The 25,837-nt window shown below is 73.6% G+C and carries 25 protein-coding genes; 17 read left to right on the top strand and 8 right to left on the bottom strand.

The features are described from left to right. Positions 1-132: aggregation-promoting factor C-terminal-like domain-containing protein (locus tag ACZ6Y1_RS31275; RefSeq protein WP_469637577.1), on the top strand; the 132-nt coding region annotated here is incomplete at its 5' end. Between the two features lie 126 nt (positions 133-258). Here ACZ6Y1_RS31275 and ACZ6Y1_RS31270 read toward each other — a convergent pair. Together ACZ6Y1_RS31270 and ACZ6Y1_RS31265 are read right to left on the bottom strand one after the other, a co-directional pair. Next, positions 259-2,610, bottom strand: coding sequence for a M9 family metallopeptidase (locus tag ACZ6Y1_RS31270; RefSeq protein WP_469637558.1), 2,352 nt, complete (start codon positions 2,608-2,610; stop codon positions 259-261). Positions 2,611-2,833: 223 nt separating this feature from the next. After that, complete coding sequence (locus ACZ6Y1_RS31265; RefSeq protein WP_469637553.1) at positions 2,834-4,273, bottom strand: FAD-binding oxidoreductase; 1,440 nt, start codon at positions 4,271-4,273, stop codon at positions 2,834-2,836. Positions 4,274-4,614: 341 nt separating this feature from the next. Here ACZ6Y1_RS31265 and ACZ6Y1_RS31260 point away from each other — a divergent pair, with 341 nt between their 5' ends. The 6 genes from ACZ6Y1_RS31260 (at position 4,615) to ACZ6Y1_RS31235 (ending at position 11,879) form a co-directional block, all read left to right on the top strand. Next, positions 4,615-5,832, top strand: a complete 1,218-nt coding sequence (locus ACZ6Y1_RS31260; RefSeq protein WP_469637550.1) for a cytochrome P450 — start codon at positions 4,615-4,617, stop codon at positions 5,830-5,832. A 55-nt stretch (positions 5,833-5,887) separates the two neighbouring features. Next, entirely contained in the window at positions 5,888-6,280 is a 393-nt protein-coding gene (locus tag ACZ6Y1_RS31255) for a nuclear transport factor 2 family protein (protein WP_469637547.1), read from the top strand. Positions 6,281-6,325: 45 nt separating this feature from the next. Then, positions 6,326-8,335, top strand: coding sequence for an AAA family ATPase (locus ACZ6Y1_RS31250; RefSeq protein WP_469637543.1), 2,010 nt, complete (start codon positions 6,326-6,328; stop codon positions 8,333-8,335). A gap of 123 nt (positions 8,336-8,458) precedes the next feature. Then, positions 8,459-9,949 (top strand): MFS transporter, encoded by a 1,491-nt coding sequence (locus ACZ6Y1_RS31245; protein ID WP_469637540.1) that lies wholly within the window; start codon positions 8,459-8,461, stop codon positions 9,947-9,949. A gap of 91 nt (positions 9,950-10,040) precedes the next feature. Beyond that, positions 10,041-10,481 (top strand): SRPBCC family protein, encoded by a 441-nt coding sequence (locus ACZ6Y1_RS31240; protein ID WP_469637537.1) that lies wholly within the window; start codon positions 10,041-10,043, stop codon positions 10,479-10,481. A gap of 33 nt (positions 10,482-10,514) precedes the next feature. Further along, positions 10,515-11,879 (top strand): carotenoid oxygenase family protein, encoded by a 1,365-nt coding sequence (locus ACZ6Y1_RS31235; protein WP_469637534.1) that lies wholly within the window; start codon positions 10,515-10,517, stop codon positions 11,877-11,879. A 76-nt stretch (positions 11,880-11,955) separates the two neighbouring features. Here ACZ6Y1_RS31235 and ACZ6Y1_RS31230 read toward each other — a convergent pair whose 3' ends face one another. Beyond that, positions 11,956-12,234: a DUF6296 family protein gene (locus ACZ6Y1_RS31230; protein ID WP_469637531.1), complete on the bottom strand. Its 279-nt coding sequence runs from the start codon at positions 12,232-12,234 to the stop codon at positions 11,956-11,958. A 235-nt stretch (positions 12,235-12,469) separates the two neighbouring features. Here ACZ6Y1_RS31230 and ACZ6Y1_RS31225 point away from each other — a divergent pair, with 235 nt between their 5' ends. Further along, positions 12,470-12,718 carry a hypothetical protein gene (locus ACZ6Y1_RS31225; RefSeq protein WP_469637528.1) on the top strand — a complete coding sequence of 83 codons (249 nt, stop codon included), beginning with the start codon at positions 12,470-12,472 and terminating at the stop codon, positions 12,716-12,718. 58 nt (positions 12,719-12,776) lie between these two features. Here the strand turns inward: ACZ6Y1_RS31225 and ACZ6Y1_RS31220 are convergent, their stop codons facing one another. Further along, the gene (locus tag ACZ6Y1_RS31220) at positions 12,777-13,364 is read right to left on the bottom strand and encodes a DUF6529 family protein (RefSeq protein ID WP_469637525.1); all 588 of its coding nucleotides are present in this window, start codon (positions 13,362-13,364) and stop codon (positions 12,777-12,779) included. Positions 13,365-13,569: 205 nt separating this feature from the next. On the opposite strand from ACZ6Y1_RS31220, the gene ACZ6Y1_RS31215 reads away from it, so the two are divergent. The 3 genes from ACZ6Y1_RS31215 to ACZ6Y1_RS31205 all read left to right on the top strand — a co-directional run bounded on the left by ACZ6Y1_RS31215 (position 13,570) and on the right by ACZ6Y1_RS31205 (position 14,778). After that, a complete protein-coding gene (locus tag ACZ6Y1_RS31215; protein WP_469637522.1) occupies positions 13,570-14,061 on the top strand; it encodes a DUF2975 domain-containing protein in 492 nt (163 codons plus the stop codon). After that, positions 14,061-14,333, top strand: a complete 273-nt coding sequence (locus ACZ6Y1_RS31210) for a helix-turn-helix domain-containing protein (protein WP_469637519.1) — start codon at positions 14,061-14,063, stop codon at positions 14,331-14,333. The genes ACZ6Y1_RS31215 and ACZ6Y1_RS31210 overlap by 1 nt, the downstream gene beginning before the upstream one ends. A gap of 169 nt (positions 14,334-14,502) precedes the next feature. Then, positions 14,503-14,778, top strand: coding sequence for an isoamylase early set domain-containing protein (locus tag ACZ6Y1_RS31205; protein WP_469637516.1), 276 nt, complete (start codon positions 14,503-14,505; stop codon positions 14,776-14,778). On the opposite strand, the gene ACZ6Y1_RS31200 is transcribed toward ACZ6Y1_RS31205, so the two are convergent. Beyond that, positions 14,689-15,762, bottom strand: coding sequence for a sigma-70 family RNA polymerase sigma factor (locus ACZ6Y1_RS31200; protein ID WP_469637513.1), 1,074 nt, complete (start codon positions 15,760-15,762; stop codon positions 14,689-14,691). The two genes, ACZ6Y1_RS31205 and ACZ6Y1_RS31200, sit on opposite strands and share 90 nt — an antisense overlap. Before the next feature lie 85 nt (positions 15,763-15,847). Here ACZ6Y1_RS31200 and ACZ6Y1_RS31195 point away from each other — a divergent pair, with 85 nt between their 5' ends. Beyond that, positions 15,848-16,420, top strand: a complete 573-nt coding sequence (locus ACZ6Y1_RS31195) for an SMI1/KNR4 family protein (RefSeq protein ID WP_469637510.1) — start codon at positions 15,848-15,850, stop codon at positions 16,418-16,420. A gap of 22 nt (positions 16,421-16,442) precedes the next feature. Here ACZ6Y1_RS31195 and ACZ6Y1_RS31190 read toward each other — a convergent pair whose 3' ends face one another. Further along, the gene (locus tag ACZ6Y1_RS31190; protein ID WP_469637507.1) at positions 16,443-16,880 is read right to left on the bottom strand and encodes a nuclear transport factor 2 family protein; all 438 of its coding nucleotides are present in this window, start codon (positions 16,878-16,880) and stop codon (positions 16,443-16,445) included. Between the two features lie 452 nt (positions 16,881-17,332). Here ACZ6Y1_RS31190 and ACZ6Y1_RS31185 point away from each other — a divergent pair, with 452 nt between their 5' ends. Both ACZ6Y1_RS31185 and ACZ6Y1_RS31180 read left to right on the top strand, forming a co-directional pair. Further along, on the top strand, positions 17,333-18,595 hold the full coding sequence (locus ACZ6Y1_RS31185) for an MFS transporter (protein ID WP_469637574.1): 1,263 nt from the start codon (positions 17,333-17,335) through the stop codon (positions 18,593-18,595). Beyond that, positions 18,592-19,854: an anhydro-N-acetylmuramic acid kinase gene (locus tag ACZ6Y1_RS31180; RefSeq protein ID WP_469637504.1), complete on the top strand. Its 1,263-nt coding sequence runs from the start codon at positions 18,592-18,594 to the stop codon at positions 19,852-19,854. Before ACZ6Y1_RS31185 ends, ACZ6Y1_RS31180 begins: the two co-directional genes overlap by 4 nt. On the opposite strand, the gene ACZ6Y1_RS31175 is transcribed toward ACZ6Y1_RS31180, so the two are convergent. Continuing rightward, positions 19,811-22,324, bottom strand: a complete 2,514-nt coding sequence (locus ACZ6Y1_RS31175) for an MDR family MFS transporter (RefSeq protein WP_469637502.1) — start codon at positions 22,322-22,324, stop codon at positions 19,811-19,813. The two genes, ACZ6Y1_RS31180 and ACZ6Y1_RS31175, sit on opposite strands and share 44 nt — an antisense overlap. Before the next feature lie 138 nt (positions 22,325-22,462). Between ACZ6Y1_RS31175 and ACZ6Y1_RS31170 the strand changes: the two genes are divergently transcribed. Together ACZ6Y1_RS31170 and ACZ6Y1_RS31165 are read left to right on the top strand one after the other, a co-directional pair. Beyond that, complete coding sequence (locus ACZ6Y1_RS31170) at positions 22,463-22,903, top strand: hypothetical protein (protein ID WP_469637500.1); 441 nt, start codon at positions 22,463-22,465, stop codon at positions 22,901-22,903. A 121-nt stretch (positions 22,904-23,024) separates the two neighbouring features. Then, positions 23,025-24,266 (top strand): FAD-dependent oxidoreductase, encoded by a 1,242-nt coding sequence (locus ACZ6Y1_RS31165; RefSeq protein WP_469637497.1) that lies wholly within the window; start codon positions 23,025-23,027, stop codon positions 24,264-24,266. 58 nt (positions 24,267-24,324) lie between these two features. On the opposite strand, the gene ACZ6Y1_RS31160 is transcribed toward ACZ6Y1_RS31165, so the two are convergent. Next, the gene (locus ACZ6Y1_RS31160) at positions 24,325-24,507 is read right to left on the bottom strand and encodes a hypothetical protein (protein WP_469637494.1); all 183 of its coding nucleotides are present in this window, start codon (positions 24,505-24,507) and stop codon (positions 24,325-24,327) included. A gap of 113 nt (positions 24,508-24,620) precedes the next feature. Here ACZ6Y1_RS31160 and ACZ6Y1_RS31155 point away from each other — a divergent pair, with 113 nt between their 5' ends. Further along, positions 24,621-25,778: an amidase family protein gene (locus tag ACZ6Y1_RS31155; protein WP_469637491.1), complete on the top strand. Its 1,158-nt coding sequence runs from the start codon at positions 24,621-24,623 to the stop codon at positions 25,776-25,778. Positions 25,779-25,837 lie beyond the last annotated feature (59 nt).

Below are 25,837 nucleotides of genomic sequence, written 5' to 3'. Positions count from 1 at the left end.
ATGGCCTCGGCGGGTGCGGACTGGAAGACCAACCCGGCCACCCAGATCAAGTGGGGCCTGGACTACATGAACTCCCGCTACGGCAGCCCGGTCGGTGCCTGGAACTTCTGGTCCGCCAACCACTGGTACTGAGCCGCCTGCAGCACAGGCAACAGCACAGGCAGCAGCACAGGCAGCAGTCGCACGCAAGACGCCCGGCAGGGACTCCCCGCCGGGCGTCTTCGCGTACGCGGCCGCCACCGTCGCGGCGAGGGCGGGTTACTTCGACTGTGTGGAGAGACTCACCCCGCTGAAGTCCTGCGCGGCGGCGAGGCTGAAGTAGACCCAGCCCGACGGCGGGTTGTCGATCGTCAGCGTCTCGCCGTTGCCCGCGTTCGCGGACTTCGCCTGGTAGCTGCCGGTGGTGGCCCAGCTGCTGCCCGCGTAGTACAGATCGGCGTTGCCGGTGCCGCCACTGCTGGTGATGGTCAGCTGCTTGACGCCGGCCGGCAGGTACACGAAGTGGTAGCTGTAGTTGCCCGCGGAGGCCGCGAGGCCGTCCCGGCGGCAGTTCTGGTCGAACTGACGCGGATCCGCGAGGGTGCACTGCGCGATGGACGGAGCCTCCGGCAGCGCGCCGCAGTCGTTCGTCGCGCAGGCGGTCGACAGCCAGGTGGCGAAGCCGGCGTCGTAGTCGGTGCCGATGGTCTGCTTCAGGAAGGTGCGCGCACCGTTCCAGTCACCGGCGCGGTACTTGCCGAGTACGGTCTGCACGTCGCCCGGATGCGCCTGCAGCATGTACCGGACCGCGAGGAAGCCCCAGCGGTAGACCCGGTTCGAGTTGACGTCGGGGTTCTCGTCCTGACCGTAGACGGTGTCGAACAGGTCGCTCAGCTTGTACGTGTTCTTGCGCGCCTCGGCGATCGCGTCGGCGTTGCGCTCGCCCCGGTAGCCGAACGAGATGTTCTCGGCGATGCCCTCGACCCACCAGATGGTCGGCGTGGTCAGGCTCGCGTCGAAGTCTCCGGCCATGTTGTAGCGGCCGTCGAGGTAGTGGGTGTACTCGTGGTTGAGGTTCCAGATCTGGAAGTCGGGGCGCAGCCAGTGGGCCTCGTGGGCGATGAAGCGGGCCTGGTTGCCGGCGGCGGACGGGTTGCCCTCCTCGTACATGCCGCCGTTGTCGACGTCGATGTTGTAGATGGCCCAGGCGTACAGCGAGTACTGGGTGTAGTCGTCGAAGACGATGACCTCGAGGTTGGTGTTCACGTCACCGGGGATCGGGCCCTTGTCGCCGATGACCCGGTGGAAGTACGCGTCCTGATTGACCAGGCTGGTGCAGGTGCTGTCCAGCTGGCCGGGGGACATGTCCTGGGCGCGGATCTTCAGGGCCGGCGTGCACGTGTGCTGGATCGGCAGGATCACCGGGAGTACGCGCTCGCCGAGGTCGCATATGGCGTAGGCCGCGCAGTTGCCGCGGTCGTACTGGCGCGTGTACCAGCCCAGGTTCATGGTGATCGGGGCGGTGGGGCCGACGTTCGGGTAGCGGTTGATGAGGTCCTTCAGCAGCGGCCGGACCCGGTCCTTGAGTTCGGGGACGTCGAGGGCGTAGCCGAGGTAGCGGCCGACGTTGCTGACGACGTCCAGGCGGTTCAGCTGCGCGCCGTTGCGGGTGATGAAGCCGGCCCAGGTGTCGAGGACGGCGGGATCGGCCTTGAGGGCGGCCCGCCAGCCGCGGGCGTCGTTCTTGGCCTTGAAACCGTTCTCGACGACCCACTCGACGTGCTGCATGGCGAGGTTCATCTGGCCGGGCCACGTGGCGTCGTAACGGCCGAGCATCCACTTGACCACGCCGGCGTAGCGGCCGGCGGTGTGGGTGCTGTCGATCAGGGTGACGACCTCGTTGAAGATCTCGCCGTTGGCGTCGGTGACGTCCTTGCTGCGCGGGGAGGCGAAGAAGGCGTCCAGGGCGCCGCGTGCGGCGCTGTCCAGTGCCGTGCCGTAGGCGCCGACGACGTCCGCGTTGTTGTCCTGCACGTAGTAGCCGGCGCGCAGGAACAGCACCAACTGGCCCACGGAGGCGCTGTTGTCGCCCGAGTAGGTGGCGGAGGCGTCGCGCAGCGCGTCGGCGACGGAAACCATCTGGGCTTCGCGGAAGGCCTTGCGCGCGTTCTCCCCGGTGAGGCCGAACAGCGGGTAGGTGCAGTTGATCCGGGGGAGGGACTTGAGCTGCTGGACCAGCGCGCTGCCCGTCGCGTCGATCACGCCGGAGAGGTCGCCGCAGTCGTCCCCCGCGGCGGCCGAGAGCCGCTTGCCGGCCTTGTCGGTCCTATCGGCCTTGTCGGTCCTGAGAGTGGGGGCGGGGGAGGGGATGGGGGCCGCCGGAGTGGACTCCAGGGCGCTGTCCTGGGAGGAGATCCGCAAGCGCGAGCCGTTGTTCATCGCATCGGGCGACTTGGGGACGGGGATCGACCGCGGGGCGGAGGAGGCGGGTCCACTCGCACGGGCGGGGACCGCCGGGCCGGCGGAGGCGGCCTGGCTCTGTGGCGCGAGCAGACCGAGCGCAAGGAAGACGACCGCGCCGAGCGCAGGAAGTCTGCGCGCGCCGGCCTTCGTTATGCGGGAGGAAAGCATCTGTGGGGGCCTCCGGGGCCGTTGTGGCCGCGTGTTGGGACACGAGCCGTTGATGTGTGACATGTAAAATTTCACATGTCGCATCACGCTGGAAGTCTTCTGGACAGATTGCTCGGCCGCCGCAATGGAAACGTTGTCAACCGCCGCGCTCCCGGACCGACAACTACTGCGGCCTGACGCCGGATTGGGGCGGTGCGGGCTGATACCGCGCCGGCGGGTCGGCTCAGGGAAGCAGCGGCGGCGCGAGCAGTCCCTTGCTGTCGTAGCGGTGCTGAAGGGCCCGGAGCCGGGCCAGGTTGCCGCCGTAGGCCGCACGGGTTTCGGCATCGGTCTCCGGGAGGCCCGGCCGCAGTTCGACGCTGTAGGCCCCGATGGTGTGCGTACCCAGGGCCCGCAGGGTGTCGCGGGCCCACGTCGTGCAGGCCTCGGTGTCGGAGGCGTCGTCCCAGATCGCGTTCAGGGGGACGCTCCATTCGGCGTTCCTGCCCCAGAACGCGGTGGCGGTGTCCTCGACGTCGGCCAGGGCCCCGCCGGTGTGCTGGAAGTCGATGCGGCACGCCTTCGTGGGTGCGGTGCGGATCCGGTCCGCGAGCGCCTCGGCGACGGTGGCATCGAGCGTGGGGCCGGTGAAGGCCGCCTTCCCGAAGAACGAACCGCGCGGACCGTCTCCCGGCTCGGGCAGCCGGACCGGCTCCGGCTCGGTGCCGCCCGCGCCGGGGATCGAGAACTCGGGCAGCCCGGCCGGATAGCGGCCCGTCGTCTCCGAACGGTGGAGCGCCGGGGAGGCGGCGCCGGCGACGACGGCGGTGGTGGCGGCCCTGGCCCGCTCGACGACGCTGTCGAGGCGGCTCGCGCACGCCGTGTAGACGAGCACGACCGGCTCGGCCGGCGAGAGGGAGGTGCGGCCGAGGACCGCGCTCATGCTGATGTCCCGCGGAAGTTCCGGAGCGACCCGGAAGTAGGCGGCGAGCGCGTCGAGTCCCACCACCGCCCGGTCGACCCGGACCGGCGGGACCTCGTGGGTCCGGAACGCCGCGGAGGTGACCACGCCGACGCAGGGCGCCCCGCCGCGGACCGCCCACCACAGATCGGCTTCCTCGCCCGAACTCCGCTCCGAGAGGCGGACGATGTCGCCGGAGGGGAGTACCAGTTCGGCCTCCACGAGATGATCGACGGTGAGCCCCAGGGATCTCGTCAGATGGCCGATGCCCCCTCGGGTGGCCATCCCGAGGCCGGTGTGTCCGACGACGCCGACCGGCACCGCGCGAGCCGCCGGGGCGAGGGCCCCGAGCAGGGTCGCCATGGTCGCCCCACCGCCGACGACCACGCGGTCCCCGGCCGGGCGGGCGGTGTTCCGGTGCGCCGAGAGGTCCAGCATGACGGCCCCGTCTGCGACGCAGTTCGAACTCAGACCGCCGCCGCGCACGGTCACCCGGACTCCGGCCTCCGCCGCGACCTTCATGACGGTCGCGACGTCCTGGGTCGTACGGGCTGCCACGACGCACGCAGGCCGCCGACGGGCGGCCTCGGGGAAGAAGACGCGCGCCAGGGCGTTCTCGTACTCCGCGGTTCCAGGAGCGCGGACGCTCTCTCCGAGCGCGGATCGCAACGGCTCGACGATCTCGTCCGACGGACGGGCCGACGGGGTGTCATGACTGGGCACGGTGGCTCCGATTCCCGGTGATCGGGTTTCGGGCGCGAGGGGCCTTCGGTTGTCCCGGGTGACAGCACAGCAACCCCAGGAGGGTAGGCAACTCGCTTACCGCGCACAAGGTTTCGGAACCCGGGTGCCGACCGTACGGCGCCGGAGCCAGGCACTGGTCGGATGGTCACGCCGACCGCCCGGAACGTGCCCGTTCGCGCGTCAGTCACGCCGTGTCCCTGACAATGACGCAGGCGACGGAGGCAACCTGCGGCTCCGTTCGCTCGTCCTGCCCACCGGGCGGGTCCGTGCGACGGACCGGCTCCTTCGCACCTTGCACGTCGAGAGGTCCCCCCATGCCCGTGGCCGTTCCCGATGTCAGCGTCCTTTCCGAGGACTTCGCCTCCGATCCCTCCCGCTGGTTCGCCTCCTTCAGGGACCGGTTTCCGGTGCACTACGAGCCCGGGATCGACAGCTGGTTCCTCTCCCGCCACGCGGACGTGAGGCGGGTGCTGACCGACCACGAGGCGTTCACCACCGAGACGCTCCAGGTGCGCGCCGAACCGGTGATGCGGGGGCGGGTCCTCGCGCAGATGACCGGGGCCGAGCACACCGCCAAACGGAAGACCGTCGTACGGGCCTTCACCGGCCGGGCCCTCCAGGACCATCTCCACGCCGTCCGCGCCAACGCGGCGGAACTCATCGCGCCCTTCCTCCCCGAAGGCCGGATCGACCTGGTGGGTGACTTCGGCAAGCCGCTCGCCGTCCGCGTGACCATGGACGTCCTCGGGCTGGACCCGAAGGACCGGGAGCGGGTCGCCGGCTGGAACGCCGGAATCACCGAGTTCATCACCAGCCTGGAACTCTCCCCCGAGCGCCGCCGCCACTGCCTGGACTGCGCCGAACAGCTGGAGGCCTACCTGCGCCCCGTCATCGAGCAGCGCCGCCGCGACCCCGGCCCGGACCTCATGTCGCAGCTGTGCGCCGCCGGGTCCGACGGCATCGCGATGAGCGACCGCGACGTCACCGCGCTCGTCATCAACGTCCTGGTGGCCGCCACCGAGCCCGCGGACAAGACGCTCGCCCTGCTCTTCAAGCACCTGATCGACCATCCCGGGCAGATGGCCGAGGTGCGCCGGGACCCCGCCCTCCTGCCCGCCGCGATCGCCGAGACCCTGCGCCTCACCCCGCCGGTGCAGCTCATCCCGCGCAGGGCGCAGGCCCACACCGTCTTCGGCGACGCCACCATTCCGGCGGGCGCCACCGTCTTCTGCATGATCGGCGCGGCCAACCGCGACCCCGAGGCCTTCACCGCCCCGGACTCCTTCGACATCCACCGCCCGGACCTGGGCACTGCCCGCTCCTTCACCGCGGCCGCCCAGCACCTGGCCTTCGGTGCCGGGCTGCACCAGTGCGTCGGCGCCGCCTTCGTGCGCGCCGAGACCGAGACCGTCGCCGGGATGCTCCTGCCCCTGCTCGACCGGGTCCGCCACACCCCCGGCTCCCGCTACCGGGAGGCCGGGCTGTACACCCGGGGCCCCGTGGCCCTGCCGCTGGACTTCGCGCCGGTGCGCGGCTGACGCCCGTACTCCCTCCTTCCGTTCCACCGTCCCCCCACCCCCTGCGAAGGCATCCATGACCGCGACCGACATCACCCGCGCCCTCAACGACCTGCTCTTCACCCCCGGCCTCGATCTCGAGGAGGCCGTCGCACGGCACTTCACCCCCGACTACCGCCAGCGCACCAACGGCGTGTGGAGCGACCGCGCCGGCTTCGTCCAGCACATGGCGCGCCTGCGCACCCTGGTCCGCGGCGGAAGCATCGAGGTCCACGAGGAACTGCGCGACGGACCGCGCTACGCCGACCGGCACACCGTCACCGTCGAGCGGGACAACGGGCGGGTCTCGCGCATCGAGGTGTACCTCTTCGCCCGGATGGCCCCCGACGGCCGCTTCCAGCAGGTCGTGGAGACCACCCTGCTGGTCGACGGCCTCCCCGACGACGCCGACCTGGGGTCCGTCAAGTGAGGGCCGGAGGTCCGGGGAAGCGGGAACGAGAGGTGGGGAGCGGGCGTGGTATCCGTCGGTGACAGGCTGAGCAGGGCGCGCGTACGGGCCTTCGTCGGGCGTGAGCAGCAACTCGGAAACTTCCGTGCGGCGTTGGCGGGTGACCCGCTGGCGCCGTTCGCGTTCTACGTGTACGGGCCGGGCGGCATCGGGAAGTCGACGCTGCTGCGGCGCATGGCGGACCACGCCCGCGGCGCCGGCCGGCTGCTCGTCGAACTCGACGGCCGGTTCGTCAGCCGGGACCCGGCCGATTTCGAGCGGGCCGCCGGCCCCTTCCTGGACGTACCGGGCGCGGTCCTGTTCGTGGACTCCTTCGAGCACTGCCAGTGGCTGGAGGACTGGCTCTGGCAGCACTTCCTGCCCCGTGCCGCCGACGACACCCTGGTCGTCCTGGCCGGGCGGCGCGCGCCGCAACCGCAGTGGGCCGCCGACCCCGCCTGGTCCGGCCTGCTCAACGTGACCGAGCTGGAGCCGTTCTCCGAGGAGCAGGCGCGGCGCCTGCTGATCGCCGCGGAGATCCGGCCCGAGCTGCGGGAGCGGGTGCTCCGCTTCGCCGGGGGCAACCCGCTGGCCCTCTCCCTCGCCGCCGCGGCGGGATCCGAGGGCTGCGGCAGCGAGGAGATGTGGGCCCCCTCGGCGGGGGTGCTGCGCACCCTCCTGGCCGGGCTGATCGGCGAGGTGCCCACGGCGGCCCACCGCCGCGCCCTGGAGGTGGCGGCGCAGGCGCACTCCACGTCCGAGGAACTGCTCGCCGCGGTGCTGCCCGACGAGGACGCCCACCTGCTGTTCTCCTGGCTGCGGGACCTGCCCTTCATGGAGTCCGCGCTCCGCGGCCTCTACCCGCACGACGCCGCCCGCGAGACGCTCGCCGCCGATCTGCGCTGGCGGGCGCCCAACGCGTTCGGCACGATGCGCCGGCGGCTGGCGGACGAGTACCTGCGCCTCCTGCGCGAGGCCCCCGAGGACCGGGTCTGGACGGTCACCGACGAGCTCTTCCACCTCTTCCGCGAGGCCGAGGCCCTGACCCGGGTACGGACCTGGTCGCGCGAGGACGAGGTCCACGACCGCCCTCTGCACCCGGACGACCTCGACATCGTCCTGCGCATGGCCGAGGAGGCGGAAGGCCCGGCCTCCGCGGAAGTGGTCCGCTACTGGGCCGGCCGCCAGCCGCAGGCCTTCAGCGTCTACCGCCTGGTGCGCACGGGGCGGATCGTCGCGTTCACGGCCCGGCTGGCCCTGGCCGCCCCTCCCGACCCCTCCGACCTGGCCGCGGACCCGGTCGTGGCGGCCGCGTGGGCGTACACCGATGCCACCGCGCCGGTGCGGCCCGGCGAGCACATAGGCGTCAGCCGCTTCTCGGTCTATCCCGAGCGCTACCAGGTCCCGTCGCGCGTCACCGACCTGAGCAGTTCCCGGGCCCACGCCGAGTCCGCCCGGGCCCGCGGGCGCGCGTACGGCTTCGCCGTCTTCCGGGACGCCGAGACCTGGGCCGCGCGGGTGCGGGGCAGCCTGGCCGACACCGGCGCGCGCCCGCGCGTCGGGGAGTACGAGTACGGGCTGTTCGGCGTCGACTGGCGCCAACTGCCCGTAGAGGCATGGCTGATGCGGTTCACGGAGGCCGCGGACGCGGCGGCCGTGCCCGTCCCCGAGGGGCCCTCACCGCTCTCGCGCGCCGCGTTCGACCAGACCGTACGCGAGGCGCTGGTGCACTGGCGCGATACGGGGGCCTTCGCCGCCTGCGCCCTGCTGCGCACCCGGCTCGCGGCTGATCTCGACGACCCCGTGGGGGAGTTGAGGGCGCTGCTGCGGCGGGCCGTCGACGACCTCGCCGCAGACCCGCGCGGGGTGCGCGCCCGTGAGGCCCTGACGGCGGGCTACTTCTCCGGCGCGCCCACCCAGGAGGCGGCGGCGCGCCGCCTCGGGCTCCCGTACGGCACCTACCGCCGCCACCTGCGGCAGGGCCTCGACCTGCTGTGCGACGCCCTGTGGCAGCGGGAGTTGCACGACCGCCGGTAGCGGCACCGGCGGGGCCCGGCGGGGGTCCGGCGGGTCCGGGTGGACAGGTGCGGACAGGAGTGGACAGGGCCCGGCGCCCGAGGGCCTGGAGAGTGGACGGCGTCCGGCGCGAATCTTCGTGCCATGAACGCAGTACGGACACACACGGCCCCGCCGGCCCCCCGGGCGCCGCGGCAGGGAGCGGTGCTCTCCGCGCTCGCCGCGGCCCAGTTCACCGTCATGCTCGCCACCTCGGTCGTCAACGTCGCCCTCCCGCAGATCCGTGCCGGGGCCGGGCTGTCGGACAGCGGAACCACCTGGGTGGTCAACGCCTACGGGCTGGCGTTCGGGGCGCTGCTCCTCGCGGGCGGGCGGCTCGCCGACCTCCTCGGCCGCCGCCGGGTGCTGATCGACGGACTCGCGCTGTTCGCGGCCGCCTCGACGGTGGCGGGACTGGCGACGTCCTCCGGCGTACTGATCACGGCCCGGGCCGTGCAGGGTCTGGGCGCCGCCGCCATCGCCCCCGCCTCGCTCGCCCTGGCGATGGAGCTGTTCCCGCCGGGCCCGCAGCGCGGCAGGGCCCTGGGCGTGTGGGGAGCCGTCTCCGGCGCGGGAGGGGCGGCGGGCGTCCTGCTGGGCGGTGCGGTCACCCAGGCCTGGGGCTGGCCGTGGATCTTCCACTCGGTCGCGCTCGGGACGGCGCTGGTCACCGCCGCCGTGACGGCCTTCGTACCGCCGGGCTCCGAGCCGCGGTCCGGGCAACGGTCGCCGTCCGGGCGGTTCGACCTGCTGGGCACGGCCACCGTGACCCTCGCCCTGACCTGCCTGGTCTGGGGCCTGACCACGGTCCGCGGCACCGGCTGGGGCGACGCCCGGGTGGTGGGAGCCCTCGGCGCAGCCGTCGTACTGCTCGCGGCCTTCGCCGTGATCGAGGTCCGCTCGCGGGAAGCGCTGGTGCCGCCCCGGCTGCTTCGCGCCGGCCGGGTCGCCGCGGGCAATCTGCTGATGGCCCTGCTGGGGTCGGTATGGATCGCGCTGTTCTTCTTCCTGCCGCTCTACCAGCAGCAGGTCCTCGGATCGGGCCCGTTGACCACCGGGGCGGGGCAACTTCCCTTCGCCGCCGCCAACATGCTCGGCTCGGGCCTCGCGCCGCTCCTCTCCCGGCGCTTCGGCGCCCGGGCGGCCGTGACCGTGGCCCTGCTGACGGAGGCCGCCGGACTGCTGTGGCTGTCCGGGCTCGGCGCCGACGGGAGTTACGCGGCCGACGTGCTCGGCCCGAGCGTCCTGGTCGGCCTGGGCCTCGGCGCGGCCTTCGTCCAGATCACCGCGTTCGCCGTGGAGGGCGTCGGCCCACAGGACGCGGGGCTGGCCGGCGGGCTGGTGAACACCACTCGGCAGGTCGGCGGCGCCATCGGCCTGGCCGCCCTGACGACACTGGCCGGATCGGTCACCGCCCGCGCCGCGCACCATGCGCCCGCCGCGGAAGCCCTCACCGCGGGTTATCGCACCGCCTTCGCGGTCTCGGCCGCGGTGCTGGCCGCGACCGCGCTGCTCGCACTGCTCCTCACCCGGCGCGCCCCGTCCCCTCCCGGCACCCCGCCGGTGGCCACGCCGCGCCTCTCCCGCACGGGCTGAGCTCACGCATCAGCCCCTGTACAGCCCCCACACCCCGCACACCCCGCACACCCCGCACACCCCGCAACGCCTTCGAAAAGGAAGAACAGTCATGGTCACCATCGACGAGACCGCTCCGGCGACAGCCCGCCTGAGCACCCGTGTCCACGCCCCGCTCGCCACGGTGTGGGAGGTGCACACCGACATCGCCGCCTGGCCCACCTGGAACCCGGACATCGACATGACCGAGCCCGACGGCCCGACGGCACCGGGAAGTTCCTTCGCCTGGCGCACGCACGGCATGGAGATCACCTCCACCGTGTACGAGATGACCCCCGAGCGGAGGGTCGCCTGGGGCGGGCCCTCCGCGGGCATCACCGGCATCCACGTCTGGACGTTCGAGCAGGACGGTGACGCGGTCATCGTCCGCACCGAGGAGTCCTGGAGCGGCGCGCCGGTCGAGGCCGCGGCCGAGGAACTGGGCAAGGCCCTGCACGCCTCCCTGGAGGCCTGGCTGTCCCACCTCAAGGTACGGGCAGAGCAAGTCGCCTGATTACCCGTCATATCCAAAGGAAGAGGTTCCGTCATGACCGTCTCCAAGCCGTACCTGACCGGCCACTACACCCCCCTCGCCGAGGAGGTCACCGCCACCGTGCTCACCGTCGAGGGCTCCCTGCCCCCCGAGCTGACCGGCCGGCTGCTCCGCAACGGGCACAACCCGAAGCCCGGCGTCACCCCCACCCACTGGTTCAAGGGCAGCGGCATGGTCCACGGCATCCGGCTGCGCGAGGGCCGCGCCGAGTGGTACCGCAACCGCTGGGTGCACACCCCCGCGCTCGACGGCGCCCCGTACATGACCGAGCGCGGCCCCGACTACACCGCCAGCACCGCCGGCACGCACATCATCGAACACGGTGGCCGGCTCCTGGCCCTGTGCGAGTCGAACTTCCCCTTCGAGCTCACCCCGGACCTCGACACGGTCGGCGCGTACGACTTCTCCGGGAAGCTGACCGGCGCGATGACCGCGCACCCCAAGACGAACCCGGTGACCGGGGAGCTCCACTTCTTCGGCTCCTCACCGTTCCCGCCGTTCCTGACCTACTACGTCGCCGACGCCAAGGGCGCGGTCACCCACAGCAGCGAGATCGCCGGGGCCACGGCGGCGCTCAAGCACGATTTCGCCGTCACCCGCCGGCACGTGGTCTTCATCGAGGGCAACGTCACCTTCGACCCCACCGAGCACTCCGGCATCCCGTACGCGTGGAGCGACCGGCAGCCCGCCCGCATCGGCGTCATGCCGCTCGGCGGCGACGGGGCCCGCGACGTCCGCTGGTTCTCCATCGAGCCGGGCAACATGCTGCACGTGGCCAACGCCTTCGAGGACGGGCGGGGCCGCATCGTGCTGGAGGGCCCGACGGTGGACCGCGAGGGCTTCCAGCTCTCCTGGAACTGGTGGACCGGCGCCCCGGGGCGCGGCAGCGAGCCCGCCTCCCGCTCGTACACCCGGCGCTGGGTCCTGGACCCGGCCGAAGGCACCGTCTCCGAGCAGATCGTCGACGACCTGCCGGTGGAGTTCCCGACCCTCAACGAGGACTACATGGGCACCGAGAACCGCTACCACTACGCGATCTCCTTCCCCGACGAGAAGGGGTTCGGGGGCTACGGCGTGGTCAAGTACGACCGCACCACCGGCGCACGCCGCCTCCACCAGGTCGGCGACGCCCGCCTGCCCGGTGAGGCCGTGTTCGTCCCGGCCGCGAACGCCTCCTGTGAGGACGACGGCTACCTGCTCACCGTCGTCTCCGACCTCAAGCAGGACACCTCGCAGCTGCTGGTCCTCGACGCCTCGGGCCTCGACCGCGTCGCCACCGTCCACCTGCCCCACCGGGTGCCGGCCGGGGTCCACGGCTCCTGGGTTCCCGACGGGGCCCTGGAGGACACGGCGGTCTGAGGATCCCGCGCGGATGTGCCCGCCCGTCCGGCTTCCGGCCGGGCGGGCGCGTCCGCGCGAGCGGCGGCAGGGGGTGTCAGGTGACGGCCTTGGCCCGCAGTACCCGAGCCGGCTGCTGTCCGCCCCCGCTCGCCAGTACGCGCACCTCGCCCTTGTCACTGATCTCCGCCCGCACGATGCCTGTGGGGTCCTCGTAGACGGGGTGGCCGCCGGGTCCCGTCCCGCTGGTGCGGGCCATCCGTACGACGTCCTCCCCGAGGCCGTCCACGGACGCGAACACCACGTCGAAGGCGTCCGACGGACCGGTGTCCGCGTCCGGAGACCTGGGGCCCTCGGGTTCGTGCGGCGTGCTCATGGCTCGTCCTCCTGCCGTGGCCCCCTACCTGCCACGCTAAGCCCCACCCGGTGCCCGCGCAGGCCGGCCGAGGCGCTCCGACGAACCCGCCCCACCTGGGCCGGGGAGGTGAACCTGTACGCCGGATGGCGGCGGGACGGGCGGAAGCGGTGGCAGTCCGCCGGGGCTCGCCGGAGGCTCGTGGCCCGAGACCAGCACGACGCCCGAGACCAGCACGACGGAAGGGCAGGAACCGATGTCGCGAGCCGAGGAAGACGGCCTCACCGCGGGTCCGGCCGCCGCGGTGGATCGGCGCAGGAGCAGGGCCGGGCACCTGAGGACCGCGGTCACGCGTACCAACCTGCTTCCCGCGTTCCTGGTGCTCACGGTCATGATGGTGGCCCTGTGGCTCATGGGCATGCCGTTCCTCCAGGCCCTGACGATCTCCACGGCGGTGAAGATCGCGATGGTGATGCTCGAACTGCGCCGGTTGCCGCAGTCCTAGGCGGGCCGACCGGTACCTCGGGCCCGCGTCCGCCGGCGTCCGCCGAGGTCCGCCGACGTCACACCTCCGCGAGCGACAGCACCGGCACGCTGTCGCCGTTGAAGTGCCACAGCGCGCTGGAGTACCAGAGCACCGCCACCACGACCACCAGCGTGCCGCCGGCCAGGGGCAGGGCCCAGCCCGGCAGGCGGCGGCTGTGCACCAGCAGGACCTTGGCGGCGAACGCCCCGTAGAAGAAGCAGCCCGCGAGGGAGTGCACCGCCGCGCGCGAGCCGGTCAGCTGAACGCCGTAGGCCCGGACGCAGTGCACCGCGACCGGGACGCTGAGGGCGAAGAGCAGCACGCCGACGATCCGGTGGGTCATCGGCACCGGCCCCGGCACCCGGCGCACCCCGGGCAGCCGCCCGTACATCCACAGTGCCAGGAGCAGCTGGACTCCGGCCAGGACCAGGACCCCGGTGGCGAGCTGCGCCTTGAGGCGCAGGGCATCGGCGTCCGCGCGGCCGAACAGCGTCGCGGTGTAGTCCGGTGTGTTCGACCGGCCGATCAGGAACACGGCGAGGAAGACGGCGGCGGCAGCGGTGAACGCGAGGGCGAGAGCGATCCCGCCTTTCGGGCGGCGCGGAGCGGACCGGGCGTGCGACATGAGGCTCCTCGTCTCGGAACGCCGGGGGTGGAGGTCTGCGGTTCGGCATCCCTTGTACTCGCCGGGCGCGGCGGATCACGGCCGACGCGGCCGGGCAACGGGCTCGATCGGATTCGGACCCGTCCGGCCCCCATGCGTCCGTGGCCCTTGTGTGGCCTATTGAGATTCGATAGATTTCCATCGTCATTCGATGGAAGGGTGGGTCATGGGAAAGCTGACGGTGGGCGCACTGCGCGCCGTGCTGGTGGTGGTGCTCACCGGCACCGTGCTCGTACAGGCCGGGCTCGTGTGGATGCTCGTCAGCGGGAACGACCCGGAGGACGGATCGATCCCGCTCACCTCCCTGCGCGTGATCACGATCCTGGGGATGGCGGCGGCCCAGGTCGCCGGGGTCTGCGTGTGGCGGCTGGTGACGATGGTGCGACGCGGCACCGTGTTCTCGCACACCGCCTTCCGCTACGTGGACGGCGTGATCGGCGCGATCGTGGCGGCCGCCCTCCTGTGGTTTGCGGTCACGGCCGTCAACGCGCCCGGCCAGCGGGAGGATCCGGGCGTCACCGTCATCATGGGCGGGATCGGCGTGGCCATCCTGGGGGTCGCGCTCATCGTGCTCGTACTGCGGATGCTGCTCGCACAGGCCGTCGCGCGCGACGGCGAGGCGACGCGGATGCGGGCCGAGCTGGACGAGGTGATCTGATGCCGATCGCCGTCGACATCGACGTGATGCTGGCCCGGCGCAAGATGTCCGTGGGTGAGCTCGCGGAGCGCGTGGGCATCACGCCCGCCAATCTGGCCGTACTCAAGAACGGCCGCGCGAAGGCGGTGCGCTTCACGACGCTCGCCGCGCTGTGCGAGGTGCTGGAGTGCCAGCCGGGCGACCTGCTGCGCTGGGAGCCCGGCACCGGACCCGGTCCCGAACGCGAGGGCGAGGACGAGGACGCGGCGGGAGTCCGGCAGCGCAGCGGGTGACGGCGGGGCGGGTCACGGCGGGGCGGGTGACGGCGGGGCGGGTGACGGCGGGGCGGGTGACGGCCGGGCGGGTGACGGCCGGGCCGTGGGCGGTGTGTACGGGGAGGGAGCGGTCATGGCTGTGCGAGGGTGCGGGTTCCTCTGTCCCGCTTCACCGCCGGGAGTTCCTGTGCTCGAACGCAAGCCGCTCAAGGGCCGTACCCAGGTCACCTTCGTCCTCCCCGAGGACACCCCGGTCGGCCCGGTCAGCGTGGTGGGGGACTTCAACCACTGGAACCCCGCCGCACACCCCCTCACCCCCCGGGGTGACGGCACCCGGGCCGCCACGGTCGCGCTACCCAACCACGGCGGGCACTCATTCCGCTACCTGGCCGCCGGGGACTACTGGTTCGACGACGAGCACGCCGACGCCCACGACGGAGCCAACAGCCGCGTCCACACCTGACGGCACGCCCTGGTCAAGGCGATCCGGCAGCCCGAACATCGGGAAGAGGCGGCCGGTGTCGCGGAAGGCCGTGATGCCGGAGATCCGGTCGCCGGAGAACTCGACGACCTGCAGCGCCCAGGGCACGTACCCGCCGCTGCCGCCGTCCGCCGGGTCGGGGCGGTACTGGCCGAACGCGGGGGAGCCGTTCGCCGTGGTCGGCACCAGCCGTGAGCCGCGGCAGCCGACCGCGGGGCCGGTGAGCCAGGCCCGGATGTCGGGCACGCCGCGCATCCACTTCGCGTACGGGGGCAGACACAGCGTGGCGTCGACATGGAGGAGCATGTTCAACTCCTCCATGTCGTGACGGGAGAACGCCGCGGCGTACCGCTCCGCGAGCAGCCGCCGGACCCGGTCGTCGGACACCCGGCCGGCCGGCACGTCCCTCTCCCGGCGGCGCTCGGCCAGCGTGGCACGCGCCCGTTGCAAGGCGCTGTTGGCCGAGGCGACGCTGGAGCCGTGCAGGTCGGCGACCTCCTGTGCCGAGAACCCGAGGACGTCCCGCAGGATCAGGGTGGCCCGCTGCCGGGGCGGCAGGTGCTGCAGCGCGGCGACGAACGCCAGCCGCACTGACTCGCCCGTCGCCGCGGCCGTCTCCGGATCGCCGCCGGGCCAGGGCTCCACCCACAGCACGGAGTCCTCCACGGGCGCCGGCGGGGTGCCGCCCTCACTCGGACCCGACAGATCCATCGGCAGCGCCCGCCGCCTGCCGGAGGCGAGCGCGTCCAGGCAGACGTTGGTGGCGATCCGGTACACCCAGGACCGCAGCGCGGACCGCCCCTCGAAGCGGTCGATGCTCCGCCACGCCCGGACCATGGTCTCCTGAACGGCGTCCTCGGCCTCTGCGTACGCACCCAGCATCCGGTAGCAGTAGCCGGTCAGCTCCCGCCGGAACTCCTCGAGCCCCTCCACCGCGGCGCCGCCGCCCGCCCCGATGTCCCCCATGCCGCACCCCTTCGACGTCGCAGTACCAGGCCCCTGACCTGGTACTCACTGGTGCTCAACTGTAGGGCTCGGTAGCGTCCTTACCGTGACCGCTCTCGACGCCCTCGTCCGTCTCTGCCCGCCGCCCGCCGGACCGCGACCCGCCGTGGACTGGGCCCAGGCCGAACAGGCCCTGGGCGCGGCCCTGCCCGCCGACTACAAGCGCCTCGTCGAGACGTACGGCGACGGCATCTTCGACGACACGATCTGGCTGCTCGCCCCCGGCGCCGCCCACGGCGACTGCGACCTGCACGCGCAGACGGCGGAACGGGACGAGATCCTGGCCGGCCTGTGGGAGTACGAGGCGAAGCCCGCCGCGCTCCTGGAGCCGGGGGCCCGGGTCCTGCCGTGGGCCTTCGAGGAGGGCACGGGCGCCTTCCTCTACTGGCTGGCGCGGCCCGGCCGGGAGCCCGACGAGTGGACCGTCCTCTACAACGAGGGACGCGGACCGCTCTGGGAACACCACGACATGGGATGCGCGGACTTCCTGCTGGCGGTGCTCACCGGCACGGCGGAGACGGAGTACTTCGGCACCCTGTACGAAGCCCCGAGGCCGGAGCGGCAGCGCCACCACCACTTCGCAACGACCGCCGAGACCCGCGAACCGTCCCACCGCTGACCGCGCCCGAGCAGCGGGCGGGCTACCCGTAGAAGGTCCGGCCGGCGGCGCCCGAGGAGACCGACCACACCTCGGTGATCAGGCCGTCCACCACGCGCAGGGTGTCCGTCCCGCTGCGGGCCACGGTGGAGCCGTCCGGCGCCGTGAAGCTCGCGAGGTACGGGCGGGCCACCGCCCCGGACGGCGACCCGTCGCCCGCGCCGGCTTCGAGGTCGACGACGGCGATCCCTTCCGCCGCGAACCGCAGCCCGCTCCGCGTCCGGTGCCAGGCGGCTATCGCCGCAGCGAGTTGCACCGGAGCCGTCACGCCGTCGAAGGCCTCGGTGCCGGCCTGGGCGTAGCGCAGGGTGAACCGGGGCGCCATGATCCGCTCCGCCAGCCCGGTCTCCCCGTTCCACATCGCGGTCCACCGGTCGTACACCTCGACGCCGAACTGCCGCAGGTCCTCAGAATTCGTCACGGTTCCCGTCCCCTCTTCCGCCCTGATCCGTGATCACATGCCCATACGTGACGGTAACAACCAGCTCTGACAACGCCGCCCCGTCCACCCCGCCGCCGGTGCGGGAGCCCGGTCCGGAGGAATGCTGGAGCACGCCGACGGGGCGCCCGAGGCCGCCGAGTTGGCCCGCCCGCGGCTCCCGCGGAGCCCGTTCTGCCAGCTTTCCCGACGCCGACGAGCGGGCCGGTGCGGCACGGGACATGGCGTTCCGTGCCGGAGGGCGACGAAATGTGTGTCGCTGCGCGCGGTCTCCGGTTCCGGCTCGCGCTGGGGCCGCTCCCCGCCCGGGGGCGCGGGTGCGGCCGATCCGCTGAAATCCGGGGGTTGCGCGCATCGCCCGCGGGCCGGGCGGGCAGCCAGCCACCGTGGTCCGTCCCGCCTCCCGTCCGAAGAGCCGGCCCGCCGCGGCGGCCGTGGCCGTGCGCCCGCCCACCGTCCGGCGCGCCCTCGTCGCCGCCTCCGTCGGCAACTTCGTGGAGTGGTACGAGTTCGGCGTCTACGGCTCCTTCGCCACCGTCATCGCCGCCCGTTTCTTCACCCCCGAAGGGGGCGACCGGGGGCAGGCGCTCATCGCGGCCTACGCCGCCTTCGCCATCGCCTTCTTCTTCCGCCCGCTGGGCGCCCTGCTCCTCGGGCGGCTCGCGGACCGGGCGGGCCGCCGGCCGGCGCTCGTGCTCGCCGTCTCCCTGATGACGGGCGCCACCGCCCTCATCGGCGTCCTGCCCGCGTACTCCGCCGTCGGCGCCCTCGCGCCCTGGCTGCTCACCCTGCTGCGCTGCCTCCAAGGGCTCTCCGCCGGAGGCGAGTTCGGAGGCGCCGTGAGCCTGCTGACCGAGACCGCACCCCCCGGCCGGCGTGGCCGCCACGGTGCCTGGCAGTCCTTCACCGTCGCCCTCGGCCTCCTGACGGGCGCCGGTCTCGCCGCCGCACTGGCGACCCTGCTCTCCGAGAGCGCCCTCTACGCGTGGGGCTGGCGCGTACCCTTCCTGCTGGCCCTGCCCCTGGGCGCGGTGGCGCTGTGGCTCCGGCTGCGCCTGCCGGAGGACACCCCACCGCCGCGCCTTCCGCACCGCCCCGCTCCGGCGACGATGCCGCGCGTCGTCGTGCTCGGGGTCGGCCGGATCATGGGATGGTCCGCGGCCGGGTACACCTTCCTCGTCGTCCTGCCCTCCTACCTCCAGGCCACCCTCGGCACGAGCTTCCGGACGGCCCTCGCCGCCACCTTCGTCGCCAACCTCGGCTTCGCCGCCGCGATCCTCCCCGCCGGTGCGCTCAGCGACCGCGTGGGCCGCCGGGCCGTCATGCTCGCCGGCAGCCTCCTCGTCGTCGTGACCGCCCTGCCCCTCCTGCACCTGCTGCGCGACCCCGGCACCCCCACCGCGGCCAGAGCGGCCCTGCTGGCAGCGGCCGGCGCGATGACCGGACTGCTCGCCGGACCGGGCCCCGCCCTGCTCGCGGAGATGTTCCCGGCAGCCGTGCGCAGCACCGGACTGGGCCTGGCCTACGCGCTCTCCAACGCCGTCTTCTCCGGCTGCGCGGGCCTCATCGTCACCACGCTCGTACGGCACACCGGCAACCCGGACGTCCCCGCCCTCTACGCGGCGGGCGCCTGCGCACTGGCCGTACCCGCGCTGCTCACCCTGCGCCCCGACGACCACCTGAGGCCCCTGAGATGACCCCGACCCCCGTGCCGGCCACCCCGCGGGCGACCCGGACCACCGTCATCGGCCTGATGTCCGGCACCTCCTGCGACGCCGTCGACGCCGCGGCCGCCCGCATCACATACGACGGCACCGCCCTGCGCCTGACCCCGCTCGGCATGGTCAGCGCACCGTACGACGACGAGCTGCGCCACGCGCTCGCCGAGGCGCTCCCGCCAGGCCGCACCACCCTCGCCGACGTGTGCCGCCTCGACACCCGCATCGGGCAGGCCTTCGCCCGGCTCGCCGTCCGGGCCGACCGCGAGCTCTGCGCGGGGCGCGCCGAACTGGTCGCCTCCCACGGCCAGACCGTCTTCCACTGGGCGGACGGCGGCCGTGTGCACGGCACGCTCCAGCTCGGCGAAGCCGCCTGGATCGCCGAGGCGACCGGACTGCCCGTCGTCTCCGGCTTCCGCACCCGGGACGTCGCCGCCGGCGGACAGGGCGCACCCCTCGTCGGCCTGATCGACCGCCTGCTGCTGCGCGGACACCCGGGCGTCCCGGCCGCCCTGAACGTCGGCGGCATCGCCAACGCCACCGTCCTCACCCCCGACGGCACCCCGGCCGCGTTCGACTCGGGCCCCGGCAACGCGCTCCTCGACGCGGCGGCCCGCCACCTCACCGCCGGCCGGCTCGACCACGACACCGACGGCCGCCTCGCGGCCCGCGGCACCGTCCACCCGCCGCTCCTCGACCGGCTGCTCGCCGAGCCCTACTACGGGCTGCCCGCGCCCAAGACCACCGGCCGGGAGCTGTTCCACTCCGGCTACCTGCGGACGGCCCTGGACGCAGTCGGGCCGCTCCCCGCCCCCGACGTACTGGCCACCCTCACCCGGCTCACGGCCCGTACGATCGCGGACGCGCTGCGCCCGTTCGGCGTCACGGAGGTTCTGGCGTCCGGGGGCGGCACCCGCAACCCCGCGCTCATGACCGCACTCCGGCAGGAACTCGGTGCCGCGGTACGGCTGCGCACCTCGGACGCGCTCGGACTGCCCAGCGCCGCCAAGGAGGCGTACGCCTTCGCGGTACTGGGCTGGCTCACCCTGCACGGCCTGCCGGGCACCCTGCCGCAGTGCACGGGCGCCGCGGGCCCGCGGGTCCTCGGCAGCATCACCCCGGGCCGTACGCCCCTGCGCCTGCCCGCCGGGCCGGCGGAGGCACCCCGCACCCTCACGGTCGACCCGGCACCGCTCACTCCGCGTCGACGCCGGCGGCCCTGGGCGCCCGGGCCGTGACCAGCAGGCCCGCGGCCAGTGCCGCCAGCAGCAGCGCGCCGGCCGCCCACGCCAGGGTGTCCGTGTAGCCGTGCATCATCGCCTCGGCCTGGCTGTCCTCCGACGAAGCGGCCAGACGGGAGCTGACGAGGCCGACGAGGAGCGCCGCACCGATCGCCTCGCCCAGCTGCTGGGCGGTGACGACGATCGCCGAGGCCGCGCCGGAGTGCTGCGGGGCGACGCCCGCGGTGGCGGTGGCGAAGAGCGGCCCGAACGCGAGTCCGCTGCCGAACCCGGCGAGGACCATGCCCGGCACCAGCTGGGGACCGTACGCGCTGCCGGAGTCGACGAGGGCGAGGACCAGCAGCCCGGCCGCGGCGGTCACCAGGCCCGACACGATCAGCACGCGGGGCGCGGTGCGGTGCTGCAGGCGCGCCGAGACCTGAGTGGCGGCGATGACGGCCGCGGCGGCCAGGGGCAGGAGCATCACGCCGGCGAGGATCGGGGCGTAGCCGAAGACGTACTGCAGGCAGACGGTGAGCGCGGGGAGCAGCGGCAGGAGCCCGGCGCCGGCCAGGACCGCCGCCAGGACGCCGCCGAGGCGGTCCCGGTCCCCGGTGAGGTAGCCGGCGGACAGGGAGCCGGCCGTGGCCTGCCGCCACAGGAAGGCCACGAGCAGCAGGACGCCCGCCGCGACGAGACCCGGGGCCAGGGGAGTGGTCCAGCCGAGCCGGCCGGCCTCGTCCAAGCCGTAGATCAGGGCGGCGAGTCCGGCGGTACCGAGCAGGACGGCGAGCCAGTCGGAGCGGGCACCTGCGCGGGCCGGGCGGCCGGGCAGCAGGGTGGCCGCCCCCGTCAGCGCCAGCGCCGCGAGCGGCACGCACGCGTACTGGGACACGCGCCAGGACGCCATCTCCGCGAGCCAGCCGCCCGCCAGTACCGCGACGGCCCCGCCGCCGGAGGCGACCGCCCCGTAGATCCCGAAGGCCCGGGCGCGTTCCCTCGGATCGGTGAATCCGGAGGAAAGCAGGGACAGCGCGGAGGGCGTCAGCAGCGCGGCGAAGGCACCCTGCAGGGCGCGCGCCGTGATCAGCAGGACGGGACCGCCGGCCGAGCCGCAGAGTACGGACGCCAGCGCGAAGCCGCCCAGACCGATGACGAGGGCCCGCTTGGCCCCCACGAGGTCGGAGATCTGCCCGCCGAGGAGCAGCAGCCCGCCGAAGGCGAGCACGTAGGCGGTGACCGGGTTGAATCCGTCGCTCGCGAAGCCGAGATCGGACTGGACGGTCGGCAGGACCGTGCTGAAGCCCATCACGTCGAGCAGCACCAGCAGCTGCGTCAGGGCGATCACGGCGAGGCCCCACCAGCGCCTGGGGTGGGGGGCCGCCGGATCCGCAAGGGCGGCCGGGGGCGGCCCGAAGCCCTGCGCGGGGACGGAGCGCGGCTCGGCCGGGGTCGTGGGCGCGTACGGCGGCGGGGCCGGCACCGGCTGGTGCTGGCGGGGCACGGAGGGGATGCGGGGGTCCGGCCGCGCGGCAGGCTCCACCTCGGCCACCACGACGGGATCCGTGGCCGGCTCCGCGGCCGGTGTCTCGGGGGCCCAGTCCAGCAACCGGGCGGCACGCCGCCCGAGTTGGGCCAGAACCGTGCCAGGCAGCCACTCCTCGGCCTGGTCCACCGACGTCCGGTCCGCGACCTCCCGCGGGGTGGGCCGGGCGGCCGGGTCCTTCTCCAGGCAGGCGCGGACGAGACCGGTCAGCGGCTGCGGCACGTCGGTGAGGTCCGGCTCCTCCTCGGCGACCCGGAAGAGATGGGCGTTCAGCCCGGAGTCGGCGGCACCGAACAGCAGTCGGCCGGTGGAGGCGTACACCAGGACGGCACCGAGGCAGAAGACATCGCTGGCGGGGGTCAGTTCGCGGCCGCGGACCTGCTCCGGAGACATGAAGCCGGGCGATCCGATCAGCATGCCGGTGCGCGTGTGCAGGCTGTCCCCGGTGAGGCTGTCCATCGCGCGGGCGATGCCGAAGTCGATGACGCGGGGGCCGTCGACGGTGACCAGGACGTTGGACGGCTTCAGGTCACGGTGGATCAGACCCGCGTCGTGCACGGCCTGCAGGGCGACCGCGAGCCGGTTGGCGAGGGTGTGCACCGAGTACTCGGGCAGCGGCCCGAAGTCCTCGGCGACCACCGTGCGCAGGTCCGGCCCCGGGATGTACTGCGTCGCCACCCACGGAACGGCGGCCTCCGGGTCGGCGTCGAGCACGGCGGCCGTCCAGTCCCCGCCCACCCGCCGGGCAGCCGCCACCTCGCGGGCGAAACGCCTGCGGAACTCGGGGTGCCCGGCGTGCTCGGCCTGTACGACCTTCACGGCGACGGTGCGCCCGCCCTCGGAACGGCCCAGATAGACCAGGCCCATGCCGCCCTCGCCCAGCCGGGCGATCAGACGGTACGGGCCGATGCGGGTCGGGTCTGCTGCGATCAACTGGTCCACGGGAGCGAAGTATGCCAACAGTCCGGCGGGGGCGGACCCGGCACCGGACACCCGTACCCGGAATGTAGTCTCTGCCCTTCCGCACGCGGCCGGACTGCCGATCGGACGCGTGGAGCAGCCGGTGACGGGAGGCGGGCCATGGGGACGGTCGAGGAGCTCTGGCGGGCCGGGGAGATGCCGCTCCGCGACGGTCTGTACCGCCCGGACGACACCGCCTCGGAACTGCACGTCGACGGTCCGGGGGCCTACCACCCGGACGCCGGCCGGCCGATTCCCTTCCGTATCGGAGGGCCGTTCGACGTGGCCCCGGCCATCGACGAGGACGGCGTCGAAGAGGTGGACACCCGTTTCACGGCCCCGCTTCCGGACGGCTCCGGGTGGATGTCCGGCGGGGGCGGCGGCATGGGCAACATCGGCCACCTCGCCCGCCTCGGCGCCGACGGCTCCCTGCGGTGGATCGCCGTGATGTTCCACTCCAACCCGTTCGTCGGGGTGCGCTATGAAGGCACGCGTGCCGTCTTCACCAACGACTGGGGGAACCGGCTGACGCTCGACCTCGCGAGCCCCGCACTCGGCTGACCGGCCGTGCCCCGCCCCCGCGTCCGGGCGCGGCGCGGCGTCGGGCTACCGGCCCCGCCCCCGCCGGTGCGGTATAGGTCCTGTGAGGGCCACCCGATGCCGGCGAGAGGGAGTGGTTGCCGTGGAGCGTACGAGCTGCTGCGTGGTGGGCGGTGGGCCCGCCGGGATGGTGCTGGCCCTGCTGCTGGCCCGCGCCGGGGTCGAGGTGACCGTCCTGGAGAAGCACGGTGACTTCCTGCGCGACTTCCGCGGCGACACCGTGCACCCCTCCACCCTGTCCCTGCTCGACGCGATCGGCCTCGCGGACCGGTTCGCCGAGCTGCCGCAGCGACGGGTCACCTCGGTGCAGCTGCCCATCGGCCCGGACCGGTCCCTCATCACGGTGGGGAACATCGGCGCGCTCCCCGGGAAGTACAACTACATCGCGATGGTGCCGCAGTGGGACCTGCTGGACCTGCTCGCCGACGAGGCCCGCCGCGAGCCTTCCTTCACCCTGCGCATGAACACCGAGGCGACGTCCTTCCTCATCGAGCGCGGGCGGGTCACGGGCGTGCGCTACCGCACGGCCGGCGGCGCCGCCGGTGAACTCCGCGCCTCGCTGACCGTCGCCTGCGACGGACGGGGCTCGCTCGCACGCGGCCTGCCCGAACTCGGGCTGGAGGACTTCCCCTGCCCCATGGACGCGTGGTGGTTCCGGCTGCCACGCCGGGAGGACGACCCGAGCGGCCTCGTGGGCGGTCTCGGGGACCGCTTCTTCACCGCGCTCATCGACCGCGGCGACTACTGGCAGTGCGCCGCGCTCATCCCCAAGGGCACCGACACCGAACGCCGCGCCGAGGGCCTGGAGCGCTTCAACGCCCGCTTCGCGGAGGCGGCCCCCTGGCTCGCCGACCGGGCCCACTCCCTCGGCTCCTGGGACGAGGTCAAACTGCTCGACGTACGACTCGACCGGCTGCGCCGCTGGCACCGCCCGGGGCTGCTGTGCATCGGCGACGCCGCCCACGCCATGTCGCCGGTGTTCGGCATCGGCATCAACCTCGCCGTACAGGACGCCGTCGCCGCGGCCCGCCACCTGGTGCGCCCGCTGCGCGACGGAACCGTCGGACTCGGGGACGTACGCCGGGTACAGCAGCGCCGACTGCCCACGACGGTGGCGACCCAGGGCCTCCAGCGCCTCGCCCACGCCCAGGTCATCGAACCCCTGCTGGCCGGCCGGGTCGCCTTCGGCAACCCCCGGCGGGCCGAGCGGCTCACCGGGCTCGTCACCGGGTCACGGTGGCTGAACCGGCTGCCGGCCTATTTCCTCGCCTACGGGGCCCTGCCCGAACGTCCTCCGAGGGAATCACTCCGTACGAGCGGCTGACCGGAGGGACCGCCGGGTCGAGACGGGCGGTCAGGGTGACGGCGTCCACGGCGTGGCCTCAGTACGCCTCGGTGAGAACGGCGGTCAAGGCCTGCGCGATGTCCGCCCGCAGAGCGTCGTGCCGGGGCCCGAGGCGGCGTTCAGCGGCCCTGCGTTCCTCGCCGTAGTCCCAGACCGGGCCGTGCAGGACGGCGGGCGGCTCCCATCGGTAGCGCGGGTGGACGTGCCCGTGCAGGAGCACCGTGGGATTCTCGCCGCGCTCGGCCGCACCCAGGCGGTCATCCGTCCAGTGGGGTCATGTTCCATGCATACCAGCCACTGCCCGCGAGATCCCCAGGGAGCCGTGAGAAGCACATGCCGGACATTCGCCCGTACACCTCCCTCTCCGCCACGGACATCGCCGGCCTGGTCAACCAAGGCGAGGTCACGGCGAGCGAAGTCGTCCGCACCGCGCTGTCGTTGAGCACCGGCCGCGACCGCGCCCTGCGTGCCTTCACCGAGCTGTGGGCCGGCCCGGCCCGGGCCGCGGCCGCCGAGGTCGATGCCGCGGTGGCCGGTGGGGCGTTCCTTCCCCTGGCCGGGGTGCCGATCGCGGTCAAGGCGAGCGAAGGCGCCGACTCCGTACAGAACCGGCGTCTGGTCGCCGCCGGGTGCGTCCCGATCGGAGCCACGTCCGTCCCGCGCGCCGGCTCCGGCTACCAGACCTACGGCGTCACCGACCGCGGCCCCACCCTCAATCCCCTCGACCCGGCCTGGTCCCCGGGCGGATCATCGGCCGGGTCCGCGGCCGCGGTCGCCGCGGGTCTTGTGCCGCTCGCCACCGGATCGGACGGGGCCGGATCCGTACGCATCCCCGCCGCCTGGTGCGGCGTCATCGGCTTCAAGCCCACCAACGGTCTCCTGCCGGCCCGGGACCGGGCCGGACTCAACAGCCCCGGCGTCCTCACCCGTACCCCGGCGGATGCCGTGGCCTACCTCCGCGCCGTAGTCCCCGGCGGCCTCCCGTCGATTCCGGCGCCCGGAACGCCCGATGTCGCCTGGACATCCACCCTCGGCTACGCCGACACCGACCCGGCCGTCGCGGACAGCGCCCGCCGGGCCCTCGACCGGATCGCGTCTGCCGGCCTGTGCCGCCTCGTCCGCCACCCCGTCCGACTCCGCGACCCGGCACCGGCCTGGACCGCCCGGCGCACCGGCACCCCAGACCGGGACACCGAGGCACTGATCCAGGCCAACGCACAGGTCCTGCACGAGGTCTTCGAGGAAGCCGACTTCCTCGCCACCCCCACCACGCCCCACCCACCGCACGGCCACGACGGCCCGGGGGCCCGCATGAGCGTGGCCCTCACCTGGGCCTTCAACCTCTCGGGCCACCCCGCGATCACCCTGCCCGCCGGCACGACACCCGACGGCGAGCCGGTGGGCCTCCACCTGATCGCCCGCCACCACGCGGATGCCGCACTCCTCCACACCGCCGAGAGATGGTTCTCACCACGGCCGCACGGCCGGTGAAGGCCGCGCCGGGCCGGCGGCATGTTCCGTTCGGCCTGCTGAGGCCCGGCGCGGAATGG

The sequence above is a fragment of the Streptomyces sp. NPDC053432 genome (assembly GCF_055585365.1).
The sequence above is the reverse complement of the archived record's forward strand: the minus strand, read 5'-3'. Positions and strand labels throughout refer to the sequence as shown.